The organism is Nocardia sputorum (genome assembly GCF_027924405.1).
Classification (GTDB): Bacteria; Actinomycetota; Actinomycetes; order Mycobacteriales; family Mycobacteriaceae; genus Nocardia; species Nocardia sputorum.
In genome coordinates, this window is record NZ_AP026978.1 from 790,991 (window position 1) to 813,523 (window position 22,533).

Sequence of the window (22,533 nt, forward strand, 5' to 3'; positions counted from 1 at the left end):
CCGAGCCCCGGAACCGTGTATCACGCCATTTTAGCATGATTCACAAATGTGCTGGTCGGAGTTGATTTCCTGGGCAGGTCGCCGGTGGATGCGCGGAAATCAGCCAACCCGTAGGTAGCCGGGTACCCGATCACTGCACGCGTACACGCTGCCCGACGCGGGCCGCGCGGACGAGCGCACCACGGTGGTCAGCTCGACCGTCCCGCTGCTCGACGGTTCGATCAGCACCTCGCGACGGCCGAGTTCGGAGCCGTCGCGCGCCATCGCGCGGACGAAACACACCACGGGCCGCTCCGGATCGGCCCGGGTCACCTTGAGCCTGATCGTCATGGTCGAGTCGTCGACGACGACGTAGCCGAGCTGCTCGGCCTCGATGTCCTCCGGACCGTACTTCTGATACCCGAGGTAGGCCACGCCGAGCCCGGCGAGCACCACCAACACACCGAGCACCGGCACGACCCAGCGGCGCGGCTTGCGTGGCCGCGTGCCGTACCGGTCGGCCGGGGGGCCGCTGGGGGGCGCCGCCGCGGCTTCGGCGTCGCCGCCGCTCTCCGGCGCGGGCTGGCTCATGGTGGTCGCTCCCGGGGGGTACGTCGGAACAAATGCGGGTCGAATGGAACTATAGGTAACGAAGCCCCGACACCCGCGACCGAGAGCGACGGAGAACGAGACGTGAGTGGCCTTCGCCTCATGGCGGTGCACGCCCACCCAGACGACGAATCCAGCAAGGGTGCCGCGACGACCGCCCGTTACGCCGACGAAGGACACGACGTCCTCGTCGTGACGCTGACCGGCGGAGAGCGCGGAAGCATCCTGAACCCCGCCATGGACACCCCAGGCGTCCTGGAGCGCATCCACGAGATCCGCCGCGAGGAGATGGCCGCCGCGGCCCGCGCGCTCGGCGTGCGCCAGCACTGGCTCGGTTTCGTCGACTCGGGTCTGCCGGAGGGCGACCCGCTGCCGCCGCTGCCGGAGGGCAGCTTCGCACTGGTTCCGCTCGAGGAGGCCACCGAGGCCCTGGTCCGCGTGGTGCGCGAGTTCAAGCCGCACGTGATGACCACCTACGACGAGACCGGCGGCTACCCGCACCCCGACCACATCCGCTGCCACGAGGTGTCGATGGCGGCGTTCGAGGCGGCGGGCGACCCCGAGCGTTTCCCGGACGCGGGGGAGCCGTGGACGCCGCTCAAGCTGTACTACGACCACGGCTTCAGCATGAAGCGGATGGAGATCTTCGCCGCGGAGTACGAGCGTCTCGGCGAGCCGTTCCCGCTGCAGGAATGGCTGGACCGGATGCGCAAGTACGCCGCCGAGCGCGGTGACATGTTCGCCCGGATCACCACCCAGATCGACTGTGCCAAGTACTTCCCGCAGCGCGACGACGCCTTGCGCGCGCACGCGACGCAAATCGACCCGAACGGCGCGTTCTTCGCCATTCCGATGGAGATGCAGCAGCGGTTGTGGCCGACCGAGGAGTTCGAGCTGGCCAAGACCCGGGTGCGCACGGAGCTACCGGAGACCGACCTGTTCGCGGGCATCGAGGACGAGCGGTCGTGACGCTGGTCCTGCTCGCCCAGACGCCCGGCACGCCGACCGGGCCCGAGTTCGGTAAGGCGTCGCCGCTGGGTCTGGTCATCGTGCTGCTCCTGCTGGCGGGCACGTTCCTGCTGATTCGATCGATGAACCGGCACATCAAGGGTCTGCCCGCGACCTTCGAGCCCGAGCATCCCGAACCGGACCAGGAGGCCGACGAAGGGACCGAGCACGGCATCACGCGGCGGGCCGAGGAGCCGAAGGGCGCCGACCCCGAAGGGCGCGCCGAATCCGGCTGATGGGGCAAGAGCCCTTCTGACCTGCTATTTGTTACCTTTCCGCCCGCTCTTTCGTCAAAGCGGTAGTCGCGGCACGAACCACGGCTCGTCCTCCCGGACAGCCGCCCAGGACTCGTTGCCCGCGTCTCCTATCGACCGCTGACAGTCAGGAAAGAGCGATGACATTCGACGAACTGCGCGCTGCGCTGCCCGGCCGTGTGCTGGTGGCGGGTGACGAGGGATTCGAGAACGCGGCCCGGCCGTGGACGACGACAGTCGCGCAGCCGGTGGCCGCCGTGGTGCACGCAGGCGATGCGGCTGACGTCGCGACCGTGGTGCGGTACGCGGGCGGCGCGGGCGTACCGGTGGTCACCCAGCCGACCGGGCACGGCGCCTCCGGCGGGGTGCCGGACGCGATTCTGCTGCGCACCGGGCACTTGGACGGCCTCGAGATCGACGCCGAGCGCCGAGTGGCGCGCGTCGGCGCCGGGGTGGCGTGGGGCCGGGTGCAGTCCGCCGCTGCCCGGCACGGGTTGACGGGCCTGGCGGGCAGCAACCCGGTCGTCGGCGTGACCGGATACACCCTCGGCGGCGGCATGAGCTGGTTCGGCCGCAAGCACGGCTGGGCCGGCGACGCGGTGCGCGCGTTCGAGGTCGTCGACGCGGCGGGCGCCCGCCGCCGGGTCACGGCCGAGGACGATCCGGATCTGTTCTGGGCCCTGCGCGGTGGCGGCGGCGACTTCGCGGTGGTCACGGCGCTGGAGTTCGATCTGTTCCCCGCGCCGGAATTGTTCGGCGGCCGCATGCTGTGGCCGGAAGCCCGGATCCGCGAGGTGTTCGACGTCTTCCAGGAGATCACCGCCGACGCGCCCGACGAGCTGAGCGTGTGGTTCCAGCGCCTGCAGATCCCGGACGCGCCGCCGATGGTCGGCATCGACGCCGTCTACCTCGGTGACCCGGATCGAGGACGCGCGATGCTCGCTCGGCTCGACGCCATCGGTGCGCCGATTCTCGACAAGCGCGGCGTTTTCGGGCCCGCCGACATCGGCGCCGTCACCGGCGAACCCACGACGCCGAGCCCGTCGCTCTCGCGCGCCGAGCAGCTGACCGAACTCGGCGATGCCGTGGTCAAGACGCTGATCGACGAACCGGTCGCGCCGCTGGCGAACGTGCAGATCCGCCACCTGGGCGGCGCGCTGGCCGAGACCAGGCCGGACGGGGGCGCCCGGGGTCCGATCGCGCAGCCGTACCTGCTCTACTGCCTGGGGCTCGGGTTGCCGCACCTCGCCGACGCGGTCCACGCGCGGCGCACCGCCATCGTCGACGCGGTGAGCGGGCAGATCAGCGGCGGCAAGCCGTACACCTTCCTCACGCCCGGCGAAGACGCTTCCGCGGCTTTCGACACCGCGACGCTGACCCGGCTGCGCGCGATCAAGCGCGCCCGGGACCCGCACGGTGTCATCCGGGCCAACTATCCGGTGCTGGGGTAGACCGGCGGTGGGGCCGAGAGCAGCGAGTGGTCTCGGCCCCACCGCAGGTCAGAAGGGCCAGTCGGCGTCGCGCCCCGCTTCCAGCAGCGGGATCATCCGGAACGCGGCGTCGGTCAGGCCGCCGAAGGTGTGCCGGTACGGTGTGCCGCCGGGGGCGTGCCCGTAGCGGTATCCCGCCAGGTTCCAGGTGTAGAGCGGTACCCGGCCTGGCAGCGCCCGGCCGACGTCGCCGTCGTGCGCCTGCTCGTCGGTCAGGATCACGACCCGGTCGTGACCCGCGTAGTGCTCACGCACCGCGCCCGCCGTGTCGGTGCCCCAGCCGAGGAAGTAGCCCTCCTCGCGCCACCGCCGCACCGCCGCGAGCACCGGCTCGGCGCGCCGCTGCGGAAACACCAGGCTGGCCGGCCGAGCGTGGCCCTTCCAGCTGCCGCCGGGGCTGGAGTACGACACGACGTCCGCCTGCGCGCAGCGCCGGGCGAGCGCGAGGCCGAACAGCGCCGCGGCGTCCCAGCGCGCCAGCGAGCCGTCCTTGGCGAACCCGGCCTGCATCGAGCCCGAGGTGTCCACCAGCACCAGCGTGCGCCCGGGCAGCGCGGGCACGGCCGCGAGCGAATGACCGAGCGCCTGCTCGAGCGCGTGGCCCCAGCGCAGCGACGGCGCGGCCCGGTACGCCGACAGGAACCGCATCGGCAGCTGCCGCGAGCGGGCCACCTGGTTCGGGTCGGCGAGTTCGGCGGCCACCTCCGCGGCCACGGCGTCGCTCACCCCGGCCTGGTCGAAGTTGCGCAGGTTACGCAGCTTGGCCATGTAGCCCATGCTTGGGATCAACGCCTCCCACACCGGCGCGTCCATCGGACCCTGCAGCCAGCCGGCGACCGCCTCCCAGGTCATGCCCGCCGCGCGCAGCGTGGCACGGGCTCGCTCGGGGTCGTCGAACAGCGCACGGCGGTGCTCGAGCGGACGTGCCATCAGCTCAGCGCGGGCACGCAGCACCGCCAAGGTGGCGGGCAGGTCGGTCTCGCGTCCGTATCGCCGATCCAGCGCATGTGCGAACAACGCTCCCTGCCAGGGCTTTTCGGCCGCGGGTGCGGGATGGGTGAGCTGGAGCACGTCGGCGAAGCGGAACGCGCGCGCGGTGCTGTCCCACTTGAGCACAGCGCGCTCGTCGTACAGACGGCGCACGGCGTCGGCGATGCCGCGCTTGACCGGCTTGGGCACCGCGCGCCCGTGCACGGAGGTCCAGTACGCGAGCAGTTCCCCGGGCTCGTCGGCGCGCTGCAGCACCGAGTCGATCACCTGCCGCGACATTCCCGGCGCGTCCGCGTCCAGCCGCGCCTTGGCGAACTCGGCGGCGCCGACGAGCGCGGCGCTGCGCATGTTCGCCTCGGTACGCAGCCAGCGCAGGAAGCGGGCGGTCCACTCCGGGTCGGCGAGCGTCGTCCGGCGCACCAGCGCGGCGTAGCGGTCGTCGCGCTGACCGGCGGACTCGTAGAAGGTGTGCTCGCCGACCATGTTCGTGACGGCCAACAGGAACAGCTCGCTCTGCGGAGTGCGCGCGTATCCCGCGCCGCCTTCGAAGGTGCGGCCGGTCGGCCGGGTCTCGCTGGTGACCGGTGAAGTCGCGCCGGGGCGCGCCAGGTTGAACTTGCTCATGGATTCCCCCAGTTCTGCACGGGGACAGGCGCGGACTTCAGCCCGAGAGGAATCCTCGGCGGCGCACCGATCAACGCGGGCACGGTCTGCCCGAGTGTGGAAGTCGCCGAGAAGTCGCACCGGGCCGGTGCGCGCGATGCCCCCCGAGATAGTTGTTCGTCGACGGAAATTCCCCGAGGTTTGTGGTGGAGAAGTAGCCGCCGACTTCGCACCGGGAGGTGCGATGGAATTGTGGCGCACCCGGTTTCATCCGGGTGCTCCGAAACTGTAGCGAGACGAATCCGCATGCCGCATCTTATTTTTACGGGGTGTCCGAGAAGAGGCGGCGACGGCATGCTCGCCGTATCGAGCGACCGAAATGGATTCGGCAGGAATCGAACCCGAAGTAGCCGTTGCCTGCGCACCGGACACGCGCCGCGAAGTCGTCCGTGTGAACCGGCCCGAGATCACGGATCATGCCCTCCGTGCTCGCCGTTGAACTACCGCCGCGGGGCGGTCCGGAATCGAACCGGATCTTTCGGGTCCGAAGTAACCGTGGTTCCCGGCACCGGGCTGGTTCACACATGCGTGAGTTGCAGTGCACCCGAGATCGAAATCGGCCACGGAACGTACCGCTCTGCCGTTGAGCTACCGGACCATGAGGTCCGGGCGGGACTCGAACCCGCAACCTGTCCATTAGAAGTGGAAGTATCCGTTGCCTGCGCACCGGGTGCTGCACCGAGGGTAGCGGGACCGTCCGATCCCGCGCATCTCCTTTTCCCGCCGTGGTCACGAGAAGCACATCCCCGGCAACTATTTCGGCGCAAGGTGGAGTTCGCATTGCCGCGCGCTTGTCGGTGTCCTGTGTTACCAATTCAGCCAAACCGCTCGACCGGAGGATGCTCATGGACAACGTGATCGGACAGATCGACCGTGCACTCGATGCGACCGGAGCGATCGTCGCCGCCGTGGGAGGAGCGGGTCTGGCAGCGCCCACGCCGTGCCGGGATTGGGATGTCCGCACCGTCCTCAACCACACCGTGGGCGGGATGCACATCTTCGCGGCGGCCCTGAGCGGCACGGACGCGGGCGCCGAACACGAGTCCGACTGGCTCGGCGGCGATCCACAGGGCGCCTACGCGGCGGCGGCGGAGGTCGACCGCGCCGCTTGGCACCGGCCTGACGCGCTCGACGGCACGGTGGGCATCTCGCTCGGGGAACTGCCCGGCCCCGCGGCGGCGCTGGTCCATCTCACCGAGGTTCTCGTGCACGGTGTCGACATCGCGGTGGCCATCGACCGGCCGGATCTGGCCGACGACCAACTGTGTGGCGAACTGCTCGCCACCATGCAAGCCATGGGCGGCATCGATTCTTTCCGCGCGCCCGGCATTTTCGGGCCAGAGATCGCCGTCGCCGAGGACGAACCGGCGCACCGCCGGTTGTTGGCCTATGTCGGACGCGAAGTGCTGGCCCGGACGGCATAGTCGGCGGAAGAGCCGAAAACGGCGCGGCATGGGACTCACGTAATCAGCTCTGCTGCCGAAACTCTTGTCGAAGCCGCATTCGAGGAACACGTAGCCGGGAGATCGGCGACTCGCCCTCCCGTGCGGGAGCGGCCGAACTGGCGTTGCCGCTCCCACACGGGACGGTGGAGCGCCCGAGATCAGGGCGGCGACGGAATACCGGCTCGACGAATCGAGCCCAACGGGCCCGAAGACCCTGCCTTTGGATAGCTCTGCCAATTGAGCTACCGGATCGCTCGCAACCCGGACGGGATTCGAACCCGCAACCCATCCACCGAAAACAGAAGTAACCGTTGCCTGCGCACCGGACGCGGATAGGACTGTAGCGGCTGATTCGAAGGGTTGCCAATCATTTCGGCCCGCGGTGGCAAGCTCTTATCAAGCGCGCCGAGACAATCTCCGCGCGGGCCAACGGCGTCACGCTGATGGTGCTCGTGGGTTGGCTGACCTACGAGGCCGTGCGCCGCCTGCTGGAACCGCCGGTCTCGTGCTGGCCACCGCGCTGGCCGGTTTCGTGTCGGCGCGGCTGAACGACAATTCACGTGCAGTTGGCGGTGGAGCCGCGTGGACGCCGGGGAGGGACATGACCGGCCTGTCAGCGTGTGAAGGCGACCGTGTGTTCGGCGGCCCAGGCGGCGAAATCGAGGGCGGGGCGGCCGAGCAGCTCGCCGACGGTGCCGGTGGTGGGACCCGGGACGCGGGCGTAATCGGACAGTGAGCCGAGCAGCCGGTCCGGGACCTCTGCGGGCAGGCCCTGTGCCGTCATCCCGGCGCGCACCTGTTCGGGGGTGAGCTCGAGGAACGACAGGTCGCGGCCGGTGATCTCGCCCAGTATGCGGACCTTGTCGTACTGGGTCAGCGACTCGGGGCCGGTGAGCAGGTAGCGGCGGCCCTCGTGGCCGTCCTCGGTCAGTGCGCGCACCGCGACGGCGGCGATATCGCTCTCGTGAATCGGTGAGGTGGCGGCCTTGCCGTATGCGCCGCGTACCACGTCCCCGGTTTGTAATTGCGGTACCCAGGCCAAGGTGTTGGCGTCGAAGTCCGCGCAGCGCAGAGCGGTCCAGGCCAGGCCCGATGCTTCGGCCGCGGCCTCCAGTGCCCGGAAACCGGCCATGAACCGCGGCTCCCCGGCGGGGTATTCCACCGTCGACGCCGAGATCACCACCACGCGCCGCACCCCGTGATCGGAGGCCGCGGAGAGTATGTCCGCGGCCGAGGCGGTGACGGCGCGGGAGCTCAACAGCACCCCCTCGACGCCGTTCCAGGTCTTGGCGGGAATGCTCGGCACCGCGGGATCCGCCTGCACCACAACGGTTCCCGGCGGCATCTGCGCCCGTCCGGCGTCCCGGGTCACGGCGGTGACGGCCGTGTCGGTCGCGCGGAGTTGCGCGACCACTTCCCGGCCGACCGTACCGGTGGCTCCGATGATGACGTACATAGTCGATTCCTTCTTCCCTGGTGAGCGCCCATCTGAATCTGCTGGACGTCGTACGATATGAAAGTCATATTATTTACTTTGAGACGGATATGATATGGATTCAATAGAAAATTACAGTGATGTCCGCCACCGGCGACGCCTGACCACCCGCATCAAGGGCTCGCTGCGCGATGTGCGCAGCCAGTTGGCGCTGCTCAACCGGCAGGTCGGCACCCGCCTCGAACTCAGGGACATCGACTTCGACTGCCTGGACCTGATCAACAGCCATGGCCCGCTGAGCCCCAGCGCATTGGCGAAACAGGCCGGTCTCCATCCCGCGACCCTCACCGGCATCCTGGACCGTCTCGAACGTGCGGGCTGGATCGTGCGCGAACGCGCGACCGGCGACCGCCGCGCGGTACTCGTCCGTGCTCTCCCCGAGCGGCTCGGCGAGGTCTACGACCTGCTGTCCGGGATGAACGCGGCCGTCGAGGACCTGTGCGCCGACTACACCCCCGAGCAACTCGAACTATTGGCCGATTTCCTCCATCGGGTCACCGTTGCCGGCCGCGCGGCCGCCGACCACCTCGTAGCGGGGTGAACTCATCGAGGCGGTGATGTGGTGTTCGTGCTGTCGTGCGGACTCGAGCGGGCAACGCGTGGGTCGTGTCGCCTGCTCGCCGGATGTGGAAGGCTGGCGGTATGAACCAGTTGGTCGGTGCCACATCGCCTTATCTGCGTCAGCACGCCGACAACCCGGTCGATTGGCGGCAGTGGGATGCCGATGCGCTGGCGGAGGCGGCCGCGCGCGACGTGCCGATTCTGCTCTCGGTCGGATACGCGTCCTGTCACTGGTGCCATGTGATGGCGCACGAGTCGTTCGAGGATCAGGCCACCGCCGACCAGATGAACGAGAATTTCGTCTGCGTGAAGGTCGACCGGGAGGAGCGACCGGACCTGGACGCGGTCTACATGAACGCCACGGTCGCCATGACGGGGCAGGGCGGCTGGCCGATGACCTGCTTCTTGACACCCGACGGCGAACCGTTCTACTGCGGCACCTACTACCCGAAACTGCCGCGCGGCGGCATGCCGTCGTTCACCCAGCTGCTCACCGCGATCACCGAGACCTGGCGCACCCGGCGGGACGAGGTGAACCAGGCTTCCGCGCAGGTGGCGGCGGCGCTGCGGGACCAGGCGAGCGGATTGCCCGACGCGGACCTGACGATCAGCCCGGAGTTGCTCGCCCACGCCGTCGCCGCCGTGCTGCGTGACGAGGACGCCGAGCACGGCGGATTCGGCGGCGCCCCGAAGTTCCCGCCGTCGGCGCTGCTGGAGGGCTTGCTGCGGCACTGGGAGCGGACCGGTGACCCGGCGGTGTTCGAGGTGGTGGCCCGCACCGCGGAGGCGATGGCGCGCGGCGGCATCTACGACCAGCTGCGCGGCGGATTCGCGCGGTATTCGGTCGACGCCGCGTGGCTGGTGCCGCATTTCGAGAAGATGCTCTACGACAACGCGCAGCTGCTGCGCGCCTATGCGCACCTGGCCCGGCGCAGCACATCGGTGCTTCCCGAGTCGTTGTCGCACCGGGTCACCCGGGAGGTCGTGCGGTTCCTGCTCGATGACCTGGGGACCGCCGAGGGCGGCTTCGCCTCGGCGCTGGACGCCGACACCCACTTGGAGCCTGGCAAACCCGGCGTCGAAGGCGCGACGTACGTGTGGACGCCCGCCGAATTGGCCGGTGCGCTCGGTCCGATCGAGGGGGCATGGGCGGCCGAATTCTTCGGCGTCTCCACCGCGGGGAACTTCGAACAGGGCACCTCGGTGCTGACCAGGTACACCGAGCCCGCCACGGCGGAGGACGCCGCGCGTTTGGACCGTGTCCGCGCGGCGTTGATCGCCGCGCGCGACCGCCGCCCCCAGCCGGAGCGGGACGACAAAGTGGTGACCGCCTGGAACGGCATGGCGATCACCGCGCTCGCCGAGGCCGCGGCGGCGCTGGACGAGCCGGAGTGGACCGCCGCCGCCGTCCGGTGCGCGCGATTCCTGCTGACCGAGCACGTGGTGGACGGGCGGCTGCGGCGCGCCTCGCTCGGCGGCGTCGCCGGTGCCGCGCCCGGGATCCTGGAGGACCACGCCTGGCTGGTCACCGGGCTGCTCGCGCTGCACCAAGCCACCGGCGAACTGGGCTGGCTGGCGGACGCGCAACGCTTGCTGGACCTCACGATCGAGCATTTCGCCGACCCGGACCAGCCGGGCGGCTGGTTCGACACCGCCGACGACGCCGAAACCCTCGTCGCCCGTCCCCGCGACCCGATCGACGGCGCCACGCCCGCGGGCGCCTCCGCCCTGGCCGAAGCGCTGCTCACCGCCGCGGCCGCGAGCGACCCCGCACGGGCCGTCCGCTACCGCGAACTCGCCGACCGCACCCTCGAGCGCGGCGCGATCGTGCTCGCGCGTGCGCCCCGTTCGGCGGGGCAGTGGCTCGCTGTCGCCGAGGCGGCACTCCGGGGTCCGCTGCAGGTCGCCATCGCCACCACCGAGCCGGCCGCCCACCCGACCGAATTGCTCGCCGCGGCTCGGTCGGCCGCTCCGGGTGGTTCGGTCGTCCTCGCCGCCGCCCCGGACGCCGTCCCCCTTCTGGCCGACCGGCCTTTGGTTCGCGACGCAGCCGCCGCCTACGTCTGCCGCGGCTCCGTCTGCGACCTTCCGGTCTCCACTCCGGACGAGCTCCGGGCGGCACTGCAACGGAACTAGCGGACACGGGCGATCCGCCGCCACGGCCATGGCGTATTGCGCGCCGATACCCGAGTACTTCCTGCCGGACGGCGGCACACTGACTTTCGATCTCGCGGCAGGGGCCTAGCGCCGAGGCGGGGCGTCGACTTCGGCATCCGGCGTCCGGGTGCCATCGGCCGGGGGTTCGGCGGTGTGGATTTCGATGACCGGGTTGGTGTCCGCCGGCAGATCGGGCTGATCGGTGTCGGTGGACTCGGGCTGGGCGCCGGAGGTGTCGATGTCGGTCCAGCAGACCGTCGGTTCCTTCATGCCGCGCAGCACAATGGTGTCGTAACACGTCCATTTGGCGCGTTCGTGCTCCGCACCCGCCTCGATCACGGCTTGGCTCACCAGGATTCGCCGCGGTACCTCCTTGGCCGCCGTGGTGAGCCGGGCGGCCTCGTTGACGGCGTCGCCGATCACCGTGAACTCGAGCCGGGTGTCGGATCCGACGTCGCCTGCGAAGACCGGTCCGCGTGCGACGCCGATCCCGATGTCGAGCTCTCCGGTGGCGATCACCTCGTCCCGAATGCGCCGCGCCGCCCGCAGGGCCGGGGTGGCGTTGTCGCCCAACGCGATCGGCGCTCCGAAGACGCACAGTGCGGCGTCGCCCTCGAACTTGTTGACCAGGCCGTTGTTCTCCTCGGTCGCCGCGACGACGATCGCGAGCAATCGGTTGAGCTTGGCCACGAACTCCTGCGGCGGCAGCCCGGTGGACAGTTCCACCGACCCGGTCACGTCGACGAACAGCGCCGACACCTCGCGCACGTCGCCGGTGAGATCCGCGCCGCGGGCGAGCGCGCGCTCGGCCACCTCGGTGCCGACATGCCTGCCGAACACTTCGCGCATCCGCTCCCGTTCGCGCAGATTCGCCGCCAGCTCGTTGACCGAATGCTCCAACCTGCCGATCTCGCTGGTACTGCCGATCGGCACCCGGGCGCCGAGGTCGCCTTGCGCGATCCGGTCCAGCGCGCGGCGCAGGGTGCGCATCGGCGCGGCGACCGCGCGGGCGAGGAACGCCGTGGCCAGGGCGCCGACGCCGAGACCGACCGCGGACAGGTAGATGGCGGTGCGGACCCGGTCCGGCGCGGCCGCCGCCGGGTCGGCCAGCACGACGATCAGCATGAGCAGCGGAAGCGCCGCCGCGACCGCCCAGGTCAGCACGACCCGGACCAGCACCGAGGCACTCCAGTGCATGGTCCACCCGAGCACCCCGGCGACCACCGGAATGGTCGGCCGGATCAGCCGGTCCACGATCAGGAAGGTGACCGCCGCGGACTCGAAAGCGCCGATCGTGAACAGCGACGCCGTCACGCCGGGGTCGTTGTCCGGGCTCAGCCGCGCGAAGATCACGGTCGCCACGATCACGCCGGGAATCCACAGCGCCAGCGCGCGCATGCTGATCGCGACGGGCAGGTGCAGCAGGCGTCGCGCCTCCACCTCGGTCGGCTTGCGCGCGGCGTCGAGCCAGCCGAAATACAGCTTCCGGTCGCGCACCGCCAGCACGATGCCCGCCAGGAACCCGACCGCCGGATAGATGCCGACGAAGGCCAGCGCCCGCGGCCAATCCGGGCCCAGCCTGCCCAGGAATCCGTTGAGCCACAGCTGGGTGACGATCACCGCGAGACCGCTGAGGTTCGCCGTGGTGACCAAGACGGCCAACCCACCTCGCGCTTTGAGCGCCCAGACGACGAACTTCGAGATCATCGCAGTCGCGATCCCGATGGCCGGCGCTGATCGGTGGCCGCCGGCTCCGATGCGGTCGGCTGTGCCGGGATTCCAACGCCCGCTCGAGCGAGCTCGCGGCTTCCGGAGAGGATGGCGGCAGCGACTCCGGTGGCCGCTCTGGTCCGGGTGTCCGTTCGCGCCGATTCGGGCCTGGAAGGCATGATTCCGAGCGGTCTCTCGCGGCCGCGCGCACGTCCGGGGTGCGGCACGGCGATGCCGCGCGCGGCGGCGAGGAGGAACACGAACGAGCAGCATAGAGCCATGACGAGCGGTACAGGCGGTTTCCCGGTCGGCTCGCCGGGCAGGCGCGGCGACCGGCCGTCCCGGAGCGCCGTGTGGCACTCGCCATCCGGCCGCGTGGAGTAGGCGATGGGATGGACGGGCGGGTACGGCTCGCGGCCAAGGTCGCGTTCACCGGCATCGATCTGCTCCGGTCGTGGCACATCCAGCCGCCGGCGGGCCGTGGACCGTGCTCGGGAGGTCGTGCCGCGTACCGCCGAGGAGACGAGTCCAGCGAGCACCGCCCGGCAGCACTCGGGCCCGCGCGCGCATCGGCGCGCTCGGCCCCGCATCGCCGCGCGGCCCTCGGACGCACGCTGTTGCATCGCCTGCCCCGCCCCTCTCGTCCGACCTCCCTGTCGACTCTATGCGCTAGCGCAAGACGACGAGCCAGACCGCCGCGTAGTGGGTCAATGCCGCGAGCACCGTGGCCGCGTGGAAGAACTCGTGGTGACCGAAGACCGTCGGCCACGGATTCGGCCACTTGGTGGCATAGAGGATCGCGCCGCCGCTGTAGAAGAGGCCGCCGATCAGCAGCAGGATCAACGGTGCGATGCCGATCTGGCCGTTGAGCTGTCCGGCCACCGGAACGATCGCCCAGCCCAGCAGCAGATACAGCGGAACACCGACCCAGCGGGGAGCGCCGGGCCACAGCAGCTTGAGCGCCACTCCGGCCAGCGCGCCCGCCCAGACCACCACCAGCAGCGTCTGCCCGGTGCGTCCGGGCAGGCCGAGCAGGGCGAAGGGGGTATAGCTGCCCGCGATGAACAGGAAGATCATCGAGTGGTCGGCTCGTTTCATCCGGGTGCGGGCGCGCGCGGTGGGCCAGGTCACCCGGTGGTAGACGGCGCTGACGCCGAACAGTCCGCACACGGTGATCCCGTAGACCAGCGTCGACCATCCCGCGGTCGCCGAGACCGTGGCGGCGGTGGCGATCAGCACGACGGCCGCGATCGCCGCGACGCCGACGGCCCAGGTGTGGATCCAGCCCCGCATGCGCGGCTTGACCAGCGCCTCCGCGAGCGCTTCGCCCGCCGAGCGGGGGACCGGTGCAACCGCTCCCGTGTCGGCGGTGCCGACCGATTCGGACACGAGTACCTCCTCGAAGGGCAGCCGAACGATCACCGTGCGCCCCGGAAACGGCGGGTCGGGACCGAGCGACTGAACCCGTCAGTAACCTACGCAGCCGTAACTTGCGTGCTCTCGGCTACTGTACCGGCGTATCGCGGTCGATGCCGAGATCGTGTCCCCGAGGCGTAGGGTTGCCCGCGTGGAACTTCCGAGTCAGGTGCGGGGTCTGCCGTATCGCATCTACGAGGCCCGGCTGTCCAGGCAGCTGGCGGGCAAGCAGCATCCCCGGCACGTCGCGGTGATGTGTGACGGCAATCGCCGGTGGGCGCGGGAGAACGGTTTCACCGATGTCAGTCACGGCCACCGGGTGGGCGCGCTGAAGATCGCCGAGCTGGTCGGCTGGTGCGAGGCCGAGGGCATCGAGATGGTGACCGTCTACCTGCTGTCCACCGAGAACCTCCAGCGCGATCCGGACGAGCTGGAGACGCTGTTCGAGGTGATCACCGACGTGGTAGAGGAGTTGTCGGCGCCGGAGCAGAACTGGAGCGTGCGCATCGTCGGCTCGCTCGACGGCTTTCCCGAGCTGATCGCCAAACGGCTGCGCACCGCGGCCGAACGCACCGACGGCCGCAACGGGGTGCACGTCAACGTCGCGGTCGGCTACGGCGGCAGGCAGGAGATCACCGACGCGGTGCGCTCGCTGGTCCGCCAGGAGATCGCCGCGGGCGAGACCGGCGAGGATCTGGTCCAGTCGATCACCGTGAACGCGATCGGCCAGCACCTCTACACCTCCGGTCAGCCGGACCCCGACCTGGTCATCCGCACCTCCGGCGAGCAGCGGCTGTCCGGGTTCCTGCTCTGGCAGAGCGCATACTCGGAGATATGGTTCACCGAGGCGTACTGGCCGGAGTTCCGCCGGGTGGATTTTCTGCGTGCGTTGCGCGACTTCGCCGCACGTCACCGCCGTTTCGGCGTCTGATTCGATCTTGGTCTGCGGAATCCGGCATTCCCGGTGCCGGTCTCGCGTACCATGCGGTCACCTGAGTTCGTTCGACCACCAGTCCGCCGAAGCCCTACCGCGCGAACCGGATGAGTCGATCAGCTACGCGGAGTTCGGTAGGCGTTTCCTCGACTACGCCGCACATCGCCGCGGTTGCGATATCGACGTCGCCCACCGGCCGGACGAGGCGTGGAAATTGTAAGGGGAATCACAATTTCCGCAGTCGCAGCCGATTGATGCTGTGGTCGGCGTCCTTGCGCAGCACCAGGGTCGCGCGCGGACGGGTCGGCAGAATGTTCTCCACCAGATTCGGCCGGTTGGTGTTGTTCCAGATCTCTTGTGCGGCGGCGGTCGCCTGCTCGTCGGTGAATCCGGAGTAGTGGTGGAAATGCGCGTTCGGGTCGGCGAAAGCGGTCTTGCGCAAGGTGAGAAACCGTTGCACATACCACTTCTCGATGTCCTCGATGCGAGCGTCGACGTAGATCGAGAAGTCGAACAGATCCGAGACCATCAGGCGCGGGCCGGTCTGCAGGACGTTCAAACCTTCCACGATCAGAATGTCGGGCTGGCGTACGCAGTGCAGCTTGCTCGGCACGATGTCGTAGGAGATGTGCGAATACACCGGGGCGCAGACCTCGGCCGCGCCGGATTTCACCTCGGTGACGAATCGCAGCAGCTTGCGGCGGTCGTAACTCTCCGGAAACCCCTTGCGGTGCATGATGCCGCGCCGGGTGAGTTCCGCGGTGGGATAGAGGAATCCGTCGGTGGTGACCAGGTCGACCCGCGGGTGGTGATCCCAGCGGGCCAGCAGCGCTTGCAGCACGCGGGCGGTGGTGGACTTGCCCACCGCGACGCTGCCCGCCACCCCGATCACGAACGGTACCTGCTGGTCGGGATGAGTTTCGCCGAGAAAGGTCGCGGTCGCGGCGAACAGCCGCTGACGCGCGGCCACTTGCAGATGGATGAGACGAGCGAGCGGAAGATAGACCTCCGCGACTTCCTCGAGATCGATCTGTTCCCCGAGACCGCGCAAGCCGATGAGTTCTTCCTCGGTGAGCACCAGAGGAGTCGATTTACGCAGGGTCCGCCACTGTTTCCGGTCGAATTCCACGTATGGACTCGGCTCGCTCATTCGTGCCACTTACCCGACACTCCGTTTCGGCAAACACGCACAGTCAGGGTGCGGATCCGGTGAGATTCGGTCTAGCTGTCGCCGCATAGCCGAATTCTGCTCCGCGTCACACGAGTGGGATGAGCGGGGTACCACTACCCGTTGGTAACCCGCTCGATGAGCCAGGTGCGAGCCGCTAATGTCGGCTGGCATGGAAGCGCATCCGCTCGTGACCGAATACCTGCGGCTCGGCCTCGCCTTCGACCGGCTGGAGGAAGGCTTCGTCGACGCCTACACCGGCGACCCCGCGCTGCGCCGCGAGGTGCAGAACGCGCCCGCGCCGCAGCCGCGCGAGCTGGCTCGTCGCGCCGCCGAGTTGCGCGCCGCGGTGCCGGAGGCCGGGTTGGCGCCGGAGCGCGCCGAGTTCCTCGATGTGCACCTGCGCGCGCTGGAGTGTTCCGGACGGAAGTTCGCCGGCGACGACATCGGGTTCGTCGAGGAGGTCCGCGCCTACTTCGACGTCGACATCGCGCCCGGCGACGTGGACGACTACCGCGACGCGCACCGGCAGATGGACGAGGTGCTCGCCGGAGACGGTCCGCTGGCCGAACGGGTGGCCGCGCATCGCAAGGCCGACGAGATCCCGCCGGAGCGCCTGGCGGTGTGCGTCGAGGCGTTCTCCAGCGCGCTGCGCGAACTGGTCCGCGCCCGGTATCCGCTGCCGGACCACGAGCACGTGACCTACGAGGTGGTCGGCGACAAGCCGTGGTCCGGGTTCAACTACTACCTGGGCAACTACCACTCCCGAGTGGCGATCAATTCCGACCTGAAGCAGCACATGGCGCATCTGCCACAGCTGATCGCGCACGAGTCCTACCCGGGGCACCACACGGAGCACTGCCGCAAGGAGGCCGGGCTGGTCGCCGCCGGGCAGGCCGAGCAGACGCTGTTCCTGGTGAACACGCCGCAGTGCCTGATGGCCGAGGGGCTCGCCGATCTGGCGCTGCGTTCGATCGTCGGGCCCGGTTGGGGCAAGTGGGCGCAGGAGATCTACGCGGATCTGGGCCTGCGCTTCGACGGCGAACGAGCCGAACGTCTTTCGACCGCCTCGGCCAAGCTGCTGAACGTGCGCCAGGACGCCGCGCTGCTGCTGCACGACCGCGGGCGGTCGGCCGACGAGGTGGCGGAGTTCTTGCAGACCTGGAGCCTGACGACGCCGGAGCGGGCGCGCCAGTCGCTGCGATTCCTGTCCTCGCCGCTGTGGCGCGCCTACATCTCCACCTACGTCGAGGGATACCGGCTGCTGGGCGGCTGGCTCGATCGCGCGGTCGACGCCGAGGACCGCGCCGATCGTTTCCGCAGACTGCTCGACGAGCCGCTGACACCGGGCGCGGTGCGCGCCGCGGCGTGAGGGCTACTGGATCACCGCGCAGCCCTGTCCGCCCGCCGAGATGCTGCACAGCAGCAGCGAGAGGGTGCGCAGCAGCGCCTCGACCGGAGAGGCGGGCACCGAGACCAAGCCGACCATGTTCGTTCCTTCGTCAGGTGTTCGTGGACTGTCACCGAGGAAACCGGTCGCCCACCAGCGCTCGTTACCGCTTGTGGAGCCCCATGAATCGGTGGCCCGGTCAGACGCTTCGCCTCGGCGCGCACGGCCGCCGCGTCCGTCGTCGCCGGGACCACGCGGTCGCGGGTTCCCGGGGCGCGGCGGTCAGGCGCCCGCGAAGGTGATGCGCACCGAGATCGGGTCGCTCTCCAGCGCTTTCATGGTGCGCTCGGCGACCGCGGCGGCGACGCGGCCCTTGGCGAACGTGCGTGAGCGAGCCACCACGTCGTCCTGCGGAACGAACGCCGCCGTGCCGGTGCGCCAGTGGCTGCCCTGCCGGAGCCGGACGTGCGGGTCGGCGGCGATGTTGCGGGCCCACCCGGACCGATAGCCGTGCTGCGAGATCAGCCACGCGCCCGTCGCGTCGATCGACGCGGTGACCGGCACCCGCCGCGGCCGGCCCGATCTCGCGCCGATCGTCTCCAGTTCGGCGATCAGCGACGACCGGACGCCGAGCCGGTCGAGCAGGCCGACGGCCGGGTTGACCAGGTAGCGGCCGATCAGGCGTTCGCGCCGGAACTTGCGTACCGCGGCGCTCGGTGTTCGTCCCGCCATGGCAGTGCTCCTCAGGGTCGATGGTGCGGCCGGAAGATGGCGCAGGTGGTGGTGGCGTGCGCGACCAGGCGGCCCTGCTCGTCGACCACGCGTCCCTCGGCGGTCGCGGTGGTGCGTCCGACGTGGATGGTGGTGCCGGTCGCGGTGAGGCGCTGTCCGTCGGTGGGCACGGCGCGGATGTAGTTGATCTTCAGTTCCAGTGTCGTGTACCCGACCCCGGCCTCCAGCGTGGTGTGCACCGCGCAGCCCATCACCGAGTCGAGCAGGGTGGCGCAGATGCCGCCGTGCGTGGTGCCGAGCGGGTTGGCGAAGTCGGGCCTGGTGCGCAGGCTGAAGACCACCTTGCCGTGTTCGAGTTCGCCGACCTCGATGCCGAGCAGGTCGCCGATGAACGGCGGGCGATCCGTCCTGGTCATCGCGGTGCGCAGGAGTTCAAGACCGGACAGCTGAGCCAGGTCCACGGTGGCTTCGGACATTTGTCCATCCTTTCGATGAACCGATCGGTCCACATCTGACATGATTGCAACATGGACCGATCGGTTCACGCAACCCTCGGGCAAGGAGTTCGCATGACGGCAGGGCCGCGCACCAGGCTGATCGAAAGCGCCATCGAACTGGTCCGCGAGCAGGGCGTGCACGCCGCGGGGCTGGCCGCCTTGCTGGAACGCGGCAACGCCTCGCGCAACTCGCTCTACCAGCACTTCCCCGCGGGCAAGGGCGAGCTCGTCGAGACCGCCACCCGGGTCGCGGGCGCGCGGATCGGCGAGGTGATCGACAAGGTCACCGCCGCGCCGCCACGTCGCTGGTTCGACGCGCTGCTCGATTGGTGGGTCACCGCGCTCGAGCGGACCGGCTATCGCGCCGGATGCCCGGTCGTCGGGGCCGCGCTGGCCGAGGGGGAGCCCCGGGTGCAGGCCGCCGCGGGCGAGGTCTTCGCCGCCTGGCACGAGCGGCTCGGCGCGGCGCTGGTGGCCGCGGGCATGTCCGCCGAGGAGGCGCGCTCCTTCAGCAGCTTCGCGTTCAGCGCGATGGAGGGAGCCATCGTGCAGGCGCGGGCCATGAAATCCACGCGGCCGCTGGAAGACGCGCAGCGGCATCTCGCGGCGTTGCTGGCGAACTACCTGCCGGAGGACGGCGAATCCCGCTGAACGTCCGTCGCCGGGGTCGACGTAGGCGCGGAGCGTGTCGCACGTCACGAAAGGACCGTGCGACGCGCCAGCGCCCACCGGGAGGGATGAACCCCCTGCTCGAGGGCCGGGCACACGGCCCATAGACTGAGGTCGTGACGCAGACGACCGCCTCTGTCAATTCCCAGTCTCTCGGTGAGCTCGATCCGGAGCTCGCTGCCGCGATGGCAGGCGAGCTCGCCCGCGAACGCGACACGCTCGAGATGATCGCCTCGGAGAACTTCGTGCCGCGCGCGGTGCTGCAGGCGCAGGGCAGCGTGCTGACCAACAAGTACGCCGAGGGCTACCCGGGGCGGCGCTACTACGGCGGCTGCGAGCACGTCGACGTGGTGGAGACGCTGGCGCGCGACCGCGCCAAGGAGCTGTTCGGCGCCGAATTCGCCAACGTGCAGCCGCATTCCGGCGCGCAGGCCAACGCCGCGGTGCTGATGTCGCTGATGGACCCGGGCGACAAGCTGCTCGGTCTCGACCTCGCGCACGGCGGTCACCTGACCCACGGCATGCGCCTGAACTTCTCCGGCAAGCTCTACGAAGTGCACTCCTACGGGGTGAGCAAGGAAGACCACCGCGTCGACATGGACGAGGTGCGTGACATCGCCCTGCGGGCGCGCCCGAAGGTGATCGTGGCGGGCTGGTCGGCCTACCCGCGCCACCAGGACTTCGCGGCGTTCCGCTCGATCGCCGACGAGGTCGGCGCCTACCTGTGGGTGGACATGGCCCACTTCGCCGGTCTGGTCGCCGCCGGTCTGCACCCCTCGCCGGTGCCCTACGCCGACGTGGTGTCCTCGACCGTGCACAAGACCCTCGGCGGTCCGCGCTCCGGCCTCATCCTGGCCAAGCAGGAGTACGCGAAGAAGCTGAACAGCTCGGTGTTCCCGGGCCAGCAGGGCGGCCCGCTCATGCACGCCATCGCCGCCAAGGCCGTCGCGTTCAAGATCGCCGCGAGCGAGGAGTTCCGCAACCGGCAGGAGCGCACCCTGTCCGGCGCGAAGATCCTGGCCGAGCGGCTCACCGCCGCCGACGTCAAAGACAAGGGCATCAGCGTGCTCACCGGCGGCACCGACGTGCATTTGGTGCTGGTCGACCTGCGCAACTCCGAACTCGACGGCCAGCAGGGCGAGGACTTGCTGCACGAGATCGGTATCACCGTGAACCGCAATGCCGTTCCGTTCGACCCGCGTCCCCCGATGGTCACCTCCGGCCTGCGCATCGGCACCGCCGCCCTGGCCACCCGCGGCTTCGGCGACACCGAGTTCGCCGAGGTCGCCGACATCATCGCGGGCGCGCTGGCCGGTGGCGCCGACCTGGACGCGCTGCGGGCCCGGGTGAGCAAGCTGGCCAAGGACGTCCCGCTGTACGACGGCCTGGAGGACTGGCGCCTGCTGGGCTGACGGGGGGTTTCGCGCGGCGGCTCAACGATCCATGCGCGCCTTGGCTCGCACGATCGACTCGTCCAGGTAGCGAGCGATATCGGCGCTGGTCCCGGGGCGGATCATCAGCGCTCGGTTCGCGGGGACCTCGCAGTAGCGGCCGTCGGGCGTGTCGATCCAGCGGAGGCGGCCGGTGCGCAACGGTTCGGCGTTGCGCGGGCCGAGGAGCACGACCGCGGTGCCGCGGGTGGTGCACGACTGCCGCCAGAAACGCCGGTAGCGTTCCTTGGCCTGGCTGGCCGGCGCGTTCCCGAACAAGTCGGGGCGGTCGTCGTTGAGATCGTCCAGCAGGAAACTCCTCTCGCCGACGGTCCCGGCGGGGGTGTCCGGCAGCGAGCGCACCACTTCGGTGGCGAGCTGGTCGGTTCGACAGCGCCGCAACAGCACTCGCCCGCCGTCGGGTGCGGGCGATTGCACGGCGAGCACACCGGAGCCGCCGCGCGTGCCGCAGGCGACGACGCGCAGTTCGACGCCCTCGCGCGTGTTGTCGTAGCCGAACAGTTCCACGCGCCAGTCGGGACCGGCCAGCGTGGTGATCGCGCCGCGCAGCGGCAGCCGCTCGTCCCGGCCCAGCTCGGCGCGGAACTGTCGTTGATACTCCTGGTACTCGTGCAAACCGGGGAACCGGCTGGTGAACCGGAATGGGAACGGCATGCGATCCTGTCCGGTCCCGAACCACGCCGCGGCGAACTGTTCGGCCGACAGCGACCACTGCGCGGTCATTTCTCGCCCAGTGCGGGCGGCACGGTCGGCTGCACCTCGCCGAGCAACTCCTTCGCGTGTTCCTCGGTGCGCAGGTATTTCGGCGACTTGTGCTCCTCGTCCTCCGCGCGCCTGCCGCGCAGGCCCGGTGGGACCATGCCCGAGTAGCCCGAGCCGACGGGCGTCGACGCGCGTCCCAGCGCGTTGGACTGCGGATTCGCCGCCGCCGGGGCGGTGGGTTGAGCGGGACGCGACGTGCCCGACCGCGCCTGGTTGTCCGCGACGCCGGGGGAGCCGGCCGCCCCGGGCGTGCCCGACCGAGACCGCGTGCCGTTCGGTCTGCCGTCGAACGACGTCGGGACAACGGCGGTGGGTGTGGCGGCGGGTGCCGTCGTAGGGACGAAGGGTGTAGCCGGAGACGTCTGCGTCCTGGTGGTGGACGCCGGCGTGGTCGCCGCGGTGTCCTGACTCTGCGAAACAGCCTGTGACGTGGTTGTTTCCGCGGCGTTTTCCGCCGTCGGCTGTGTCGGCTCGTCCGGCGTGCCTTCCCCCTCCACCTCGCCGGGCGAGGCGGTGCCTTCGGGTGCAGGCTTGTCGTCGGCGGAGGAATTGCCGGAGGCAGGGCGGCCGCTGTCCACCGGTTGCGAACCGGCGCTCGGGTTCACTTCCGTCCCGGTGCTCGTTTCGACACCCGTCGGCGTCGTGGCGGCGGGGCTGACCGGAGGCGGCAGCGTCGGGATGGCCGGGGCGGTGGCTCCGTACGGCTGGATGTACTGGGTGTTCATCTCGTCGCGAGCCTGCTCCTCCCGCGAGTTGCGCTGTTCCGGATTCGCCGCGCCGGCCGACGCGTCCACCAGGTCGGGCACCGACGATTTGAACTTCGACGCCGCGTTCGCCGCCGCCGACAGCGGCAGACTCTGCGCGCTCAGGGCCTCACCGAGTTCGCCCACCCGCCCGGCGTAGTCCCGTACGCCACGGACCGCGCTCTCGGCCGCCGCACCCTCCCAATGTTGTTCCACCGCCTTCTTGACGGCGTCCTCGAAGCGCTGCCCCGCGTTCGTGACCGCCGCCGCGATGGCCGACCATGCGGCGAACGCGCCGTCGAGCCCGGCCGGATTCATGGCGTCGGCCGCCTGCTTGATCTCGGCATGCGAGAAGCTCTGAGCATTCTCCGGATTGGTGATCGCACGGCCGTCGGTTTGTCTCATGATTC

The 22,533-nt window shown here is 69.9% G+C and carries 20 protein-coding genes; 10 read left to right on the top strand and 10 right to left on the bottom strand.

The window, feature by feature from the left end:
• Positions 1-99: 99 nt before the first annotated feature.
• On the bottom strand, positions 100-570 hold the full coding sequence (locus tag QMG86_RS03435; RefSeq protein WP_281877626.1) for a DUF4307 domain-containing protein: 471 nt from the start codon (positions 568-570) through the stop codon (positions 100-102).
• Between the two features lie 102 nt (positions 571-672).
• Between QMG86_RS03435 and mca the strand changes: the two genes are divergently transcribed.
• The 3 genes from mca (at position 673) to QMG86_RS03450 (ending at position 3,301) form a co-directional block, all read left to right on the top strand.
• The gene (gene mca, locus QMG86_RS03440; RefSeq protein ID WP_236566950.1) at positions 673-1,557 is read left to right on the top strand and encodes a mycothiol conjugate amidase Mca; all 885 of its coding nucleotides are present in this window, start codon (positions 673-675) and stop codon (positions 1,555-1,557) included.
• Positions 1,554-1,832 carry a hypothetical protein gene (locus QMG86_RS03445; RefSeq protein ID WP_195085991.1) on the top strand — a complete coding sequence of 93 codons (279 nt, stop codon included), beginning with the start codon at positions 1,554-1,556 and terminating at the stop codon, positions 1,830-1,832. The genes mca and QMG86_RS03445 overlap by 4 nt, the downstream gene beginning before the upstream one ends.
• 158 nt (positions 1,833-1,990) lie before the next feature.
• Positions 1,991-3,301 carry an FAD-binding oxidoreductase gene (locus QMG86_RS03450; RefSeq protein WP_281877627.1) on the top strand — a complete coding sequence of 437 codons (1,311 nt, stop codon included), beginning with the start codon at positions 1,991-1,993 and terminating at the stop codon, positions 3,299-3,301.
• Positions 3,302-3,349: 48 nt separating this feature from the next.
• Here the strand turns inward: QMG86_RS03450 and QMG86_RS03455 are convergent, their stop codons facing one another.
• Complete coding sequence (locus QMG86_RS03455; protein WP_281877629.1) at positions 3,350-4,954, bottom strand: TROVE domain-containing protein; 1,605 nt, start codon at positions 4,952-4,954, stop codon at positions 3,350-3,352.
• An 884-nt stretch (positions 4,955-5,838) separates the two neighbouring features.
• Here QMG86_RS03455 and QMG86_RS03460 point away from each other — a divergent pair.
• Positions 5,839-6,417 (top strand): TIGR03086 family metal-binding protein, encoded by a 579-nt coding sequence (locus QMG86_RS03460; protein WP_281877631.1) that lies wholly within the window; start codon positions 5,839-5,841, stop codon positions 6,415-6,417.
• 634 nt (positions 6,418-7,051) lie between these two features.
• Here the strand turns inward: QMG86_RS03460 and QMG86_RS03470 are convergent.
• Positions 7,052-7,894 carry an NAD(P)H-binding protein gene (locus QMG86_RS03470; RefSeq protein WP_281877632.1) on the bottom strand — a complete coding sequence of 281 codons (843 nt, stop codon included), beginning with the start codon at positions 7,892-7,894 and terminating at the stop codon, positions 7,052-7,054.
• 94 nt (positions 7,895-7,988) lie between these two features.
• On the opposite strand from QMG86_RS03470, the gene QMG86_RS03475 reads away from it, so the two are divergent.
• Both QMG86_RS03475 and QMG86_RS03480 read left to right on the top strand, forming a co-directional pair.
• A complete protein-coding gene (locus QMG86_RS03475; protein ID WP_281877635.1) occupies positions 7,989-8,474 on the top strand; it encodes a MarR family winged helix-turn-helix transcriptional regulator in 486 nt (161 codons plus the stop codon).
• Between the two features lie 101 nt (positions 8,475-8,575).
• Positions 8,576-10,630, top strand: coding sequence for a thioredoxin domain-containing protein (locus QMG86_RS03480; RefSeq protein WP_281877636.1), 2,055 nt, complete (start codon positions 8,576-8,578; stop codon positions 10,628-10,630).
• A gap of 105 nt (positions 10,631-10,735) precedes the next feature.
• Here the strand turns inward: QMG86_RS03480 and QMG86_RS03485 are convergent, their stop codons facing one another.
• Both QMG86_RS03485 and trhA read right to left on the bottom strand, forming a co-directional pair.
• Complete coding sequence (locus tag QMG86_RS03485) at positions 10,736-12,358, bottom strand: adenylate/guanylate cyclase domain-containing protein (protein ID WP_281877637.1); 1,623 nt, start codon at positions 12,356-12,358, stop codon at positions 10,736-10,738.
• A 672-nt stretch (positions 12,359-13,030) separates the two neighbouring features.
• Positions 13,031-13,654, bottom strand: a complete 624-nt coding sequence (trhA, locus tag QMG86_RS03490; RefSeq protein WP_281880754.1) for a PAQR family membrane homeostasis protein TrhA — start codon at positions 13,652-13,654, stop codon at positions 13,031-13,033.
• A 274-nt stretch (positions 13,655-13,928) separates the two neighbouring features.
• Here trhA and QMG86_RS03495 point away from each other — a divergent pair, with 274 nt between their 5' ends.
• Positions 13,929-14,708: an isoprenyl transferase gene (locus QMG86_RS03495; protein WP_159843174.1), complete on the top strand. Its 780-nt coding sequence runs from the start codon at positions 13,929-13,931 to the stop codon at positions 14,706-14,708.
• Positions 14,709-14,937: 229 nt separating this feature from the next.
• Here the strand turns inward: QMG86_RS03495 and coaA are convergent, their stop codons facing one another.
• Entirely contained in the window at positions 14,938-15,870 is a 933-nt protein-coding gene (coaA, locus tag QMG86_RS03500) for a type I pantothenate kinase (protein WP_039800785.1), read from the bottom strand.
• A 181-nt stretch (positions 15,871-16,051) separates the two neighbouring features.
• Between coaA and QMG86_RS03505 the strand changes: the two genes are divergently transcribed.
• The gene (locus tag QMG86_RS03505) at positions 16,052-17,251 is read left to right on the top strand and encodes a DUF885 domain-containing protein (protein ID WP_281877640.1); all 1,200 of its coding nucleotides are present in this window, start codon (positions 16,052-16,054) and stop codon (positions 17,249-17,251) included.
• 300 nt (positions 17,252-17,551) lie between these two features.
• On the opposite strand, the gene QMG86_RS03510 is transcribed toward QMG86_RS03505, so the two are convergent.
• Both QMG86_RS03510 and QMG86_RS03515 read right to left on the bottom strand, forming a co-directional pair.
• Positions 17,552-18,001 carry a nitroreductase family deazaflavin-dependent oxidoreductase gene (locus QMG86_RS03510; RefSeq protein ID WP_281877642.1) on the bottom strand — a complete coding sequence of 150 codons (450 nt, stop codon included), beginning with the start codon at positions 17,999-18,001 and terminating at the stop codon, positions 17,552-17,554.
• A gap of 11 nt (positions 18,002-18,012) precedes the next feature.
• Positions 18,013-18,477 carry a PaaI family thioesterase gene (locus QMG86_RS03515; RefSeq protein ID WP_281877643.1) on the bottom strand — a complete coding sequence of 155 codons (465 nt, stop codon included), beginning with the start codon at positions 18,475-18,477 and terminating at the stop codon, positions 18,013-18,015.
• 93 nt (positions 18,478-18,570) lie between these two features.
• Between QMG86_RS03515 and QMG86_RS03520 the strand changes: the two genes are divergently transcribed.
• Both QMG86_RS03520 and glyA read left to right on the top strand, forming a co-directional pair.
• Positions 18,571-19,149 (top strand): TetR/AcrR family transcriptional regulator, encoded by a 579-nt coding sequence (locus tag QMG86_RS03520; RefSeq protein ID WP_281877644.1) that lies wholly within the window; start codon positions 18,571-18,573, stop codon positions 19,147-19,149.
• A gap of 134 nt (positions 19,150-19,283) precedes the next feature.
• Positions 19,284-20,579, top strand: coding sequence for a serine hydroxymethyltransferase (glyA, locus tag QMG86_RS03525; protein WP_281877645.1), 1,296 nt, complete (start codon positions 19,284-19,286; stop codon positions 20,577-20,579).
• Positions 20,580-20,600: 21 nt separating this feature from the next.
• Here the strand turns inward: glyA and QMG86_RS03530 are convergent, their stop codons facing one another.
• Both QMG86_RS03530 and QMG86_RS03535 read right to left on the bottom strand, forming a co-directional pair.
• A complete protein-coding gene (locus QMG86_RS03530) occupies positions 20,601-21,341 on the bottom strand; it encodes an ESX secretion-associated protein EspG (protein WP_281877646.1) in 741 nt (246 codons plus the stop codon).
• Complete coding sequence (locus tag QMG86_RS03535; protein ID WP_281877647.1) at positions 21,338-22,528, bottom strand: hypothetical protein; 1,191 nt, start codon at positions 22,526-22,528, stop codon at positions 21,338-21,340. Before QMG86_RS03535 ends, QMG86_RS03530 begins: the two co-directional genes overlap by 4 nt.
• Positions 22,529-22,533 lie beyond the last annotated feature (5 nt).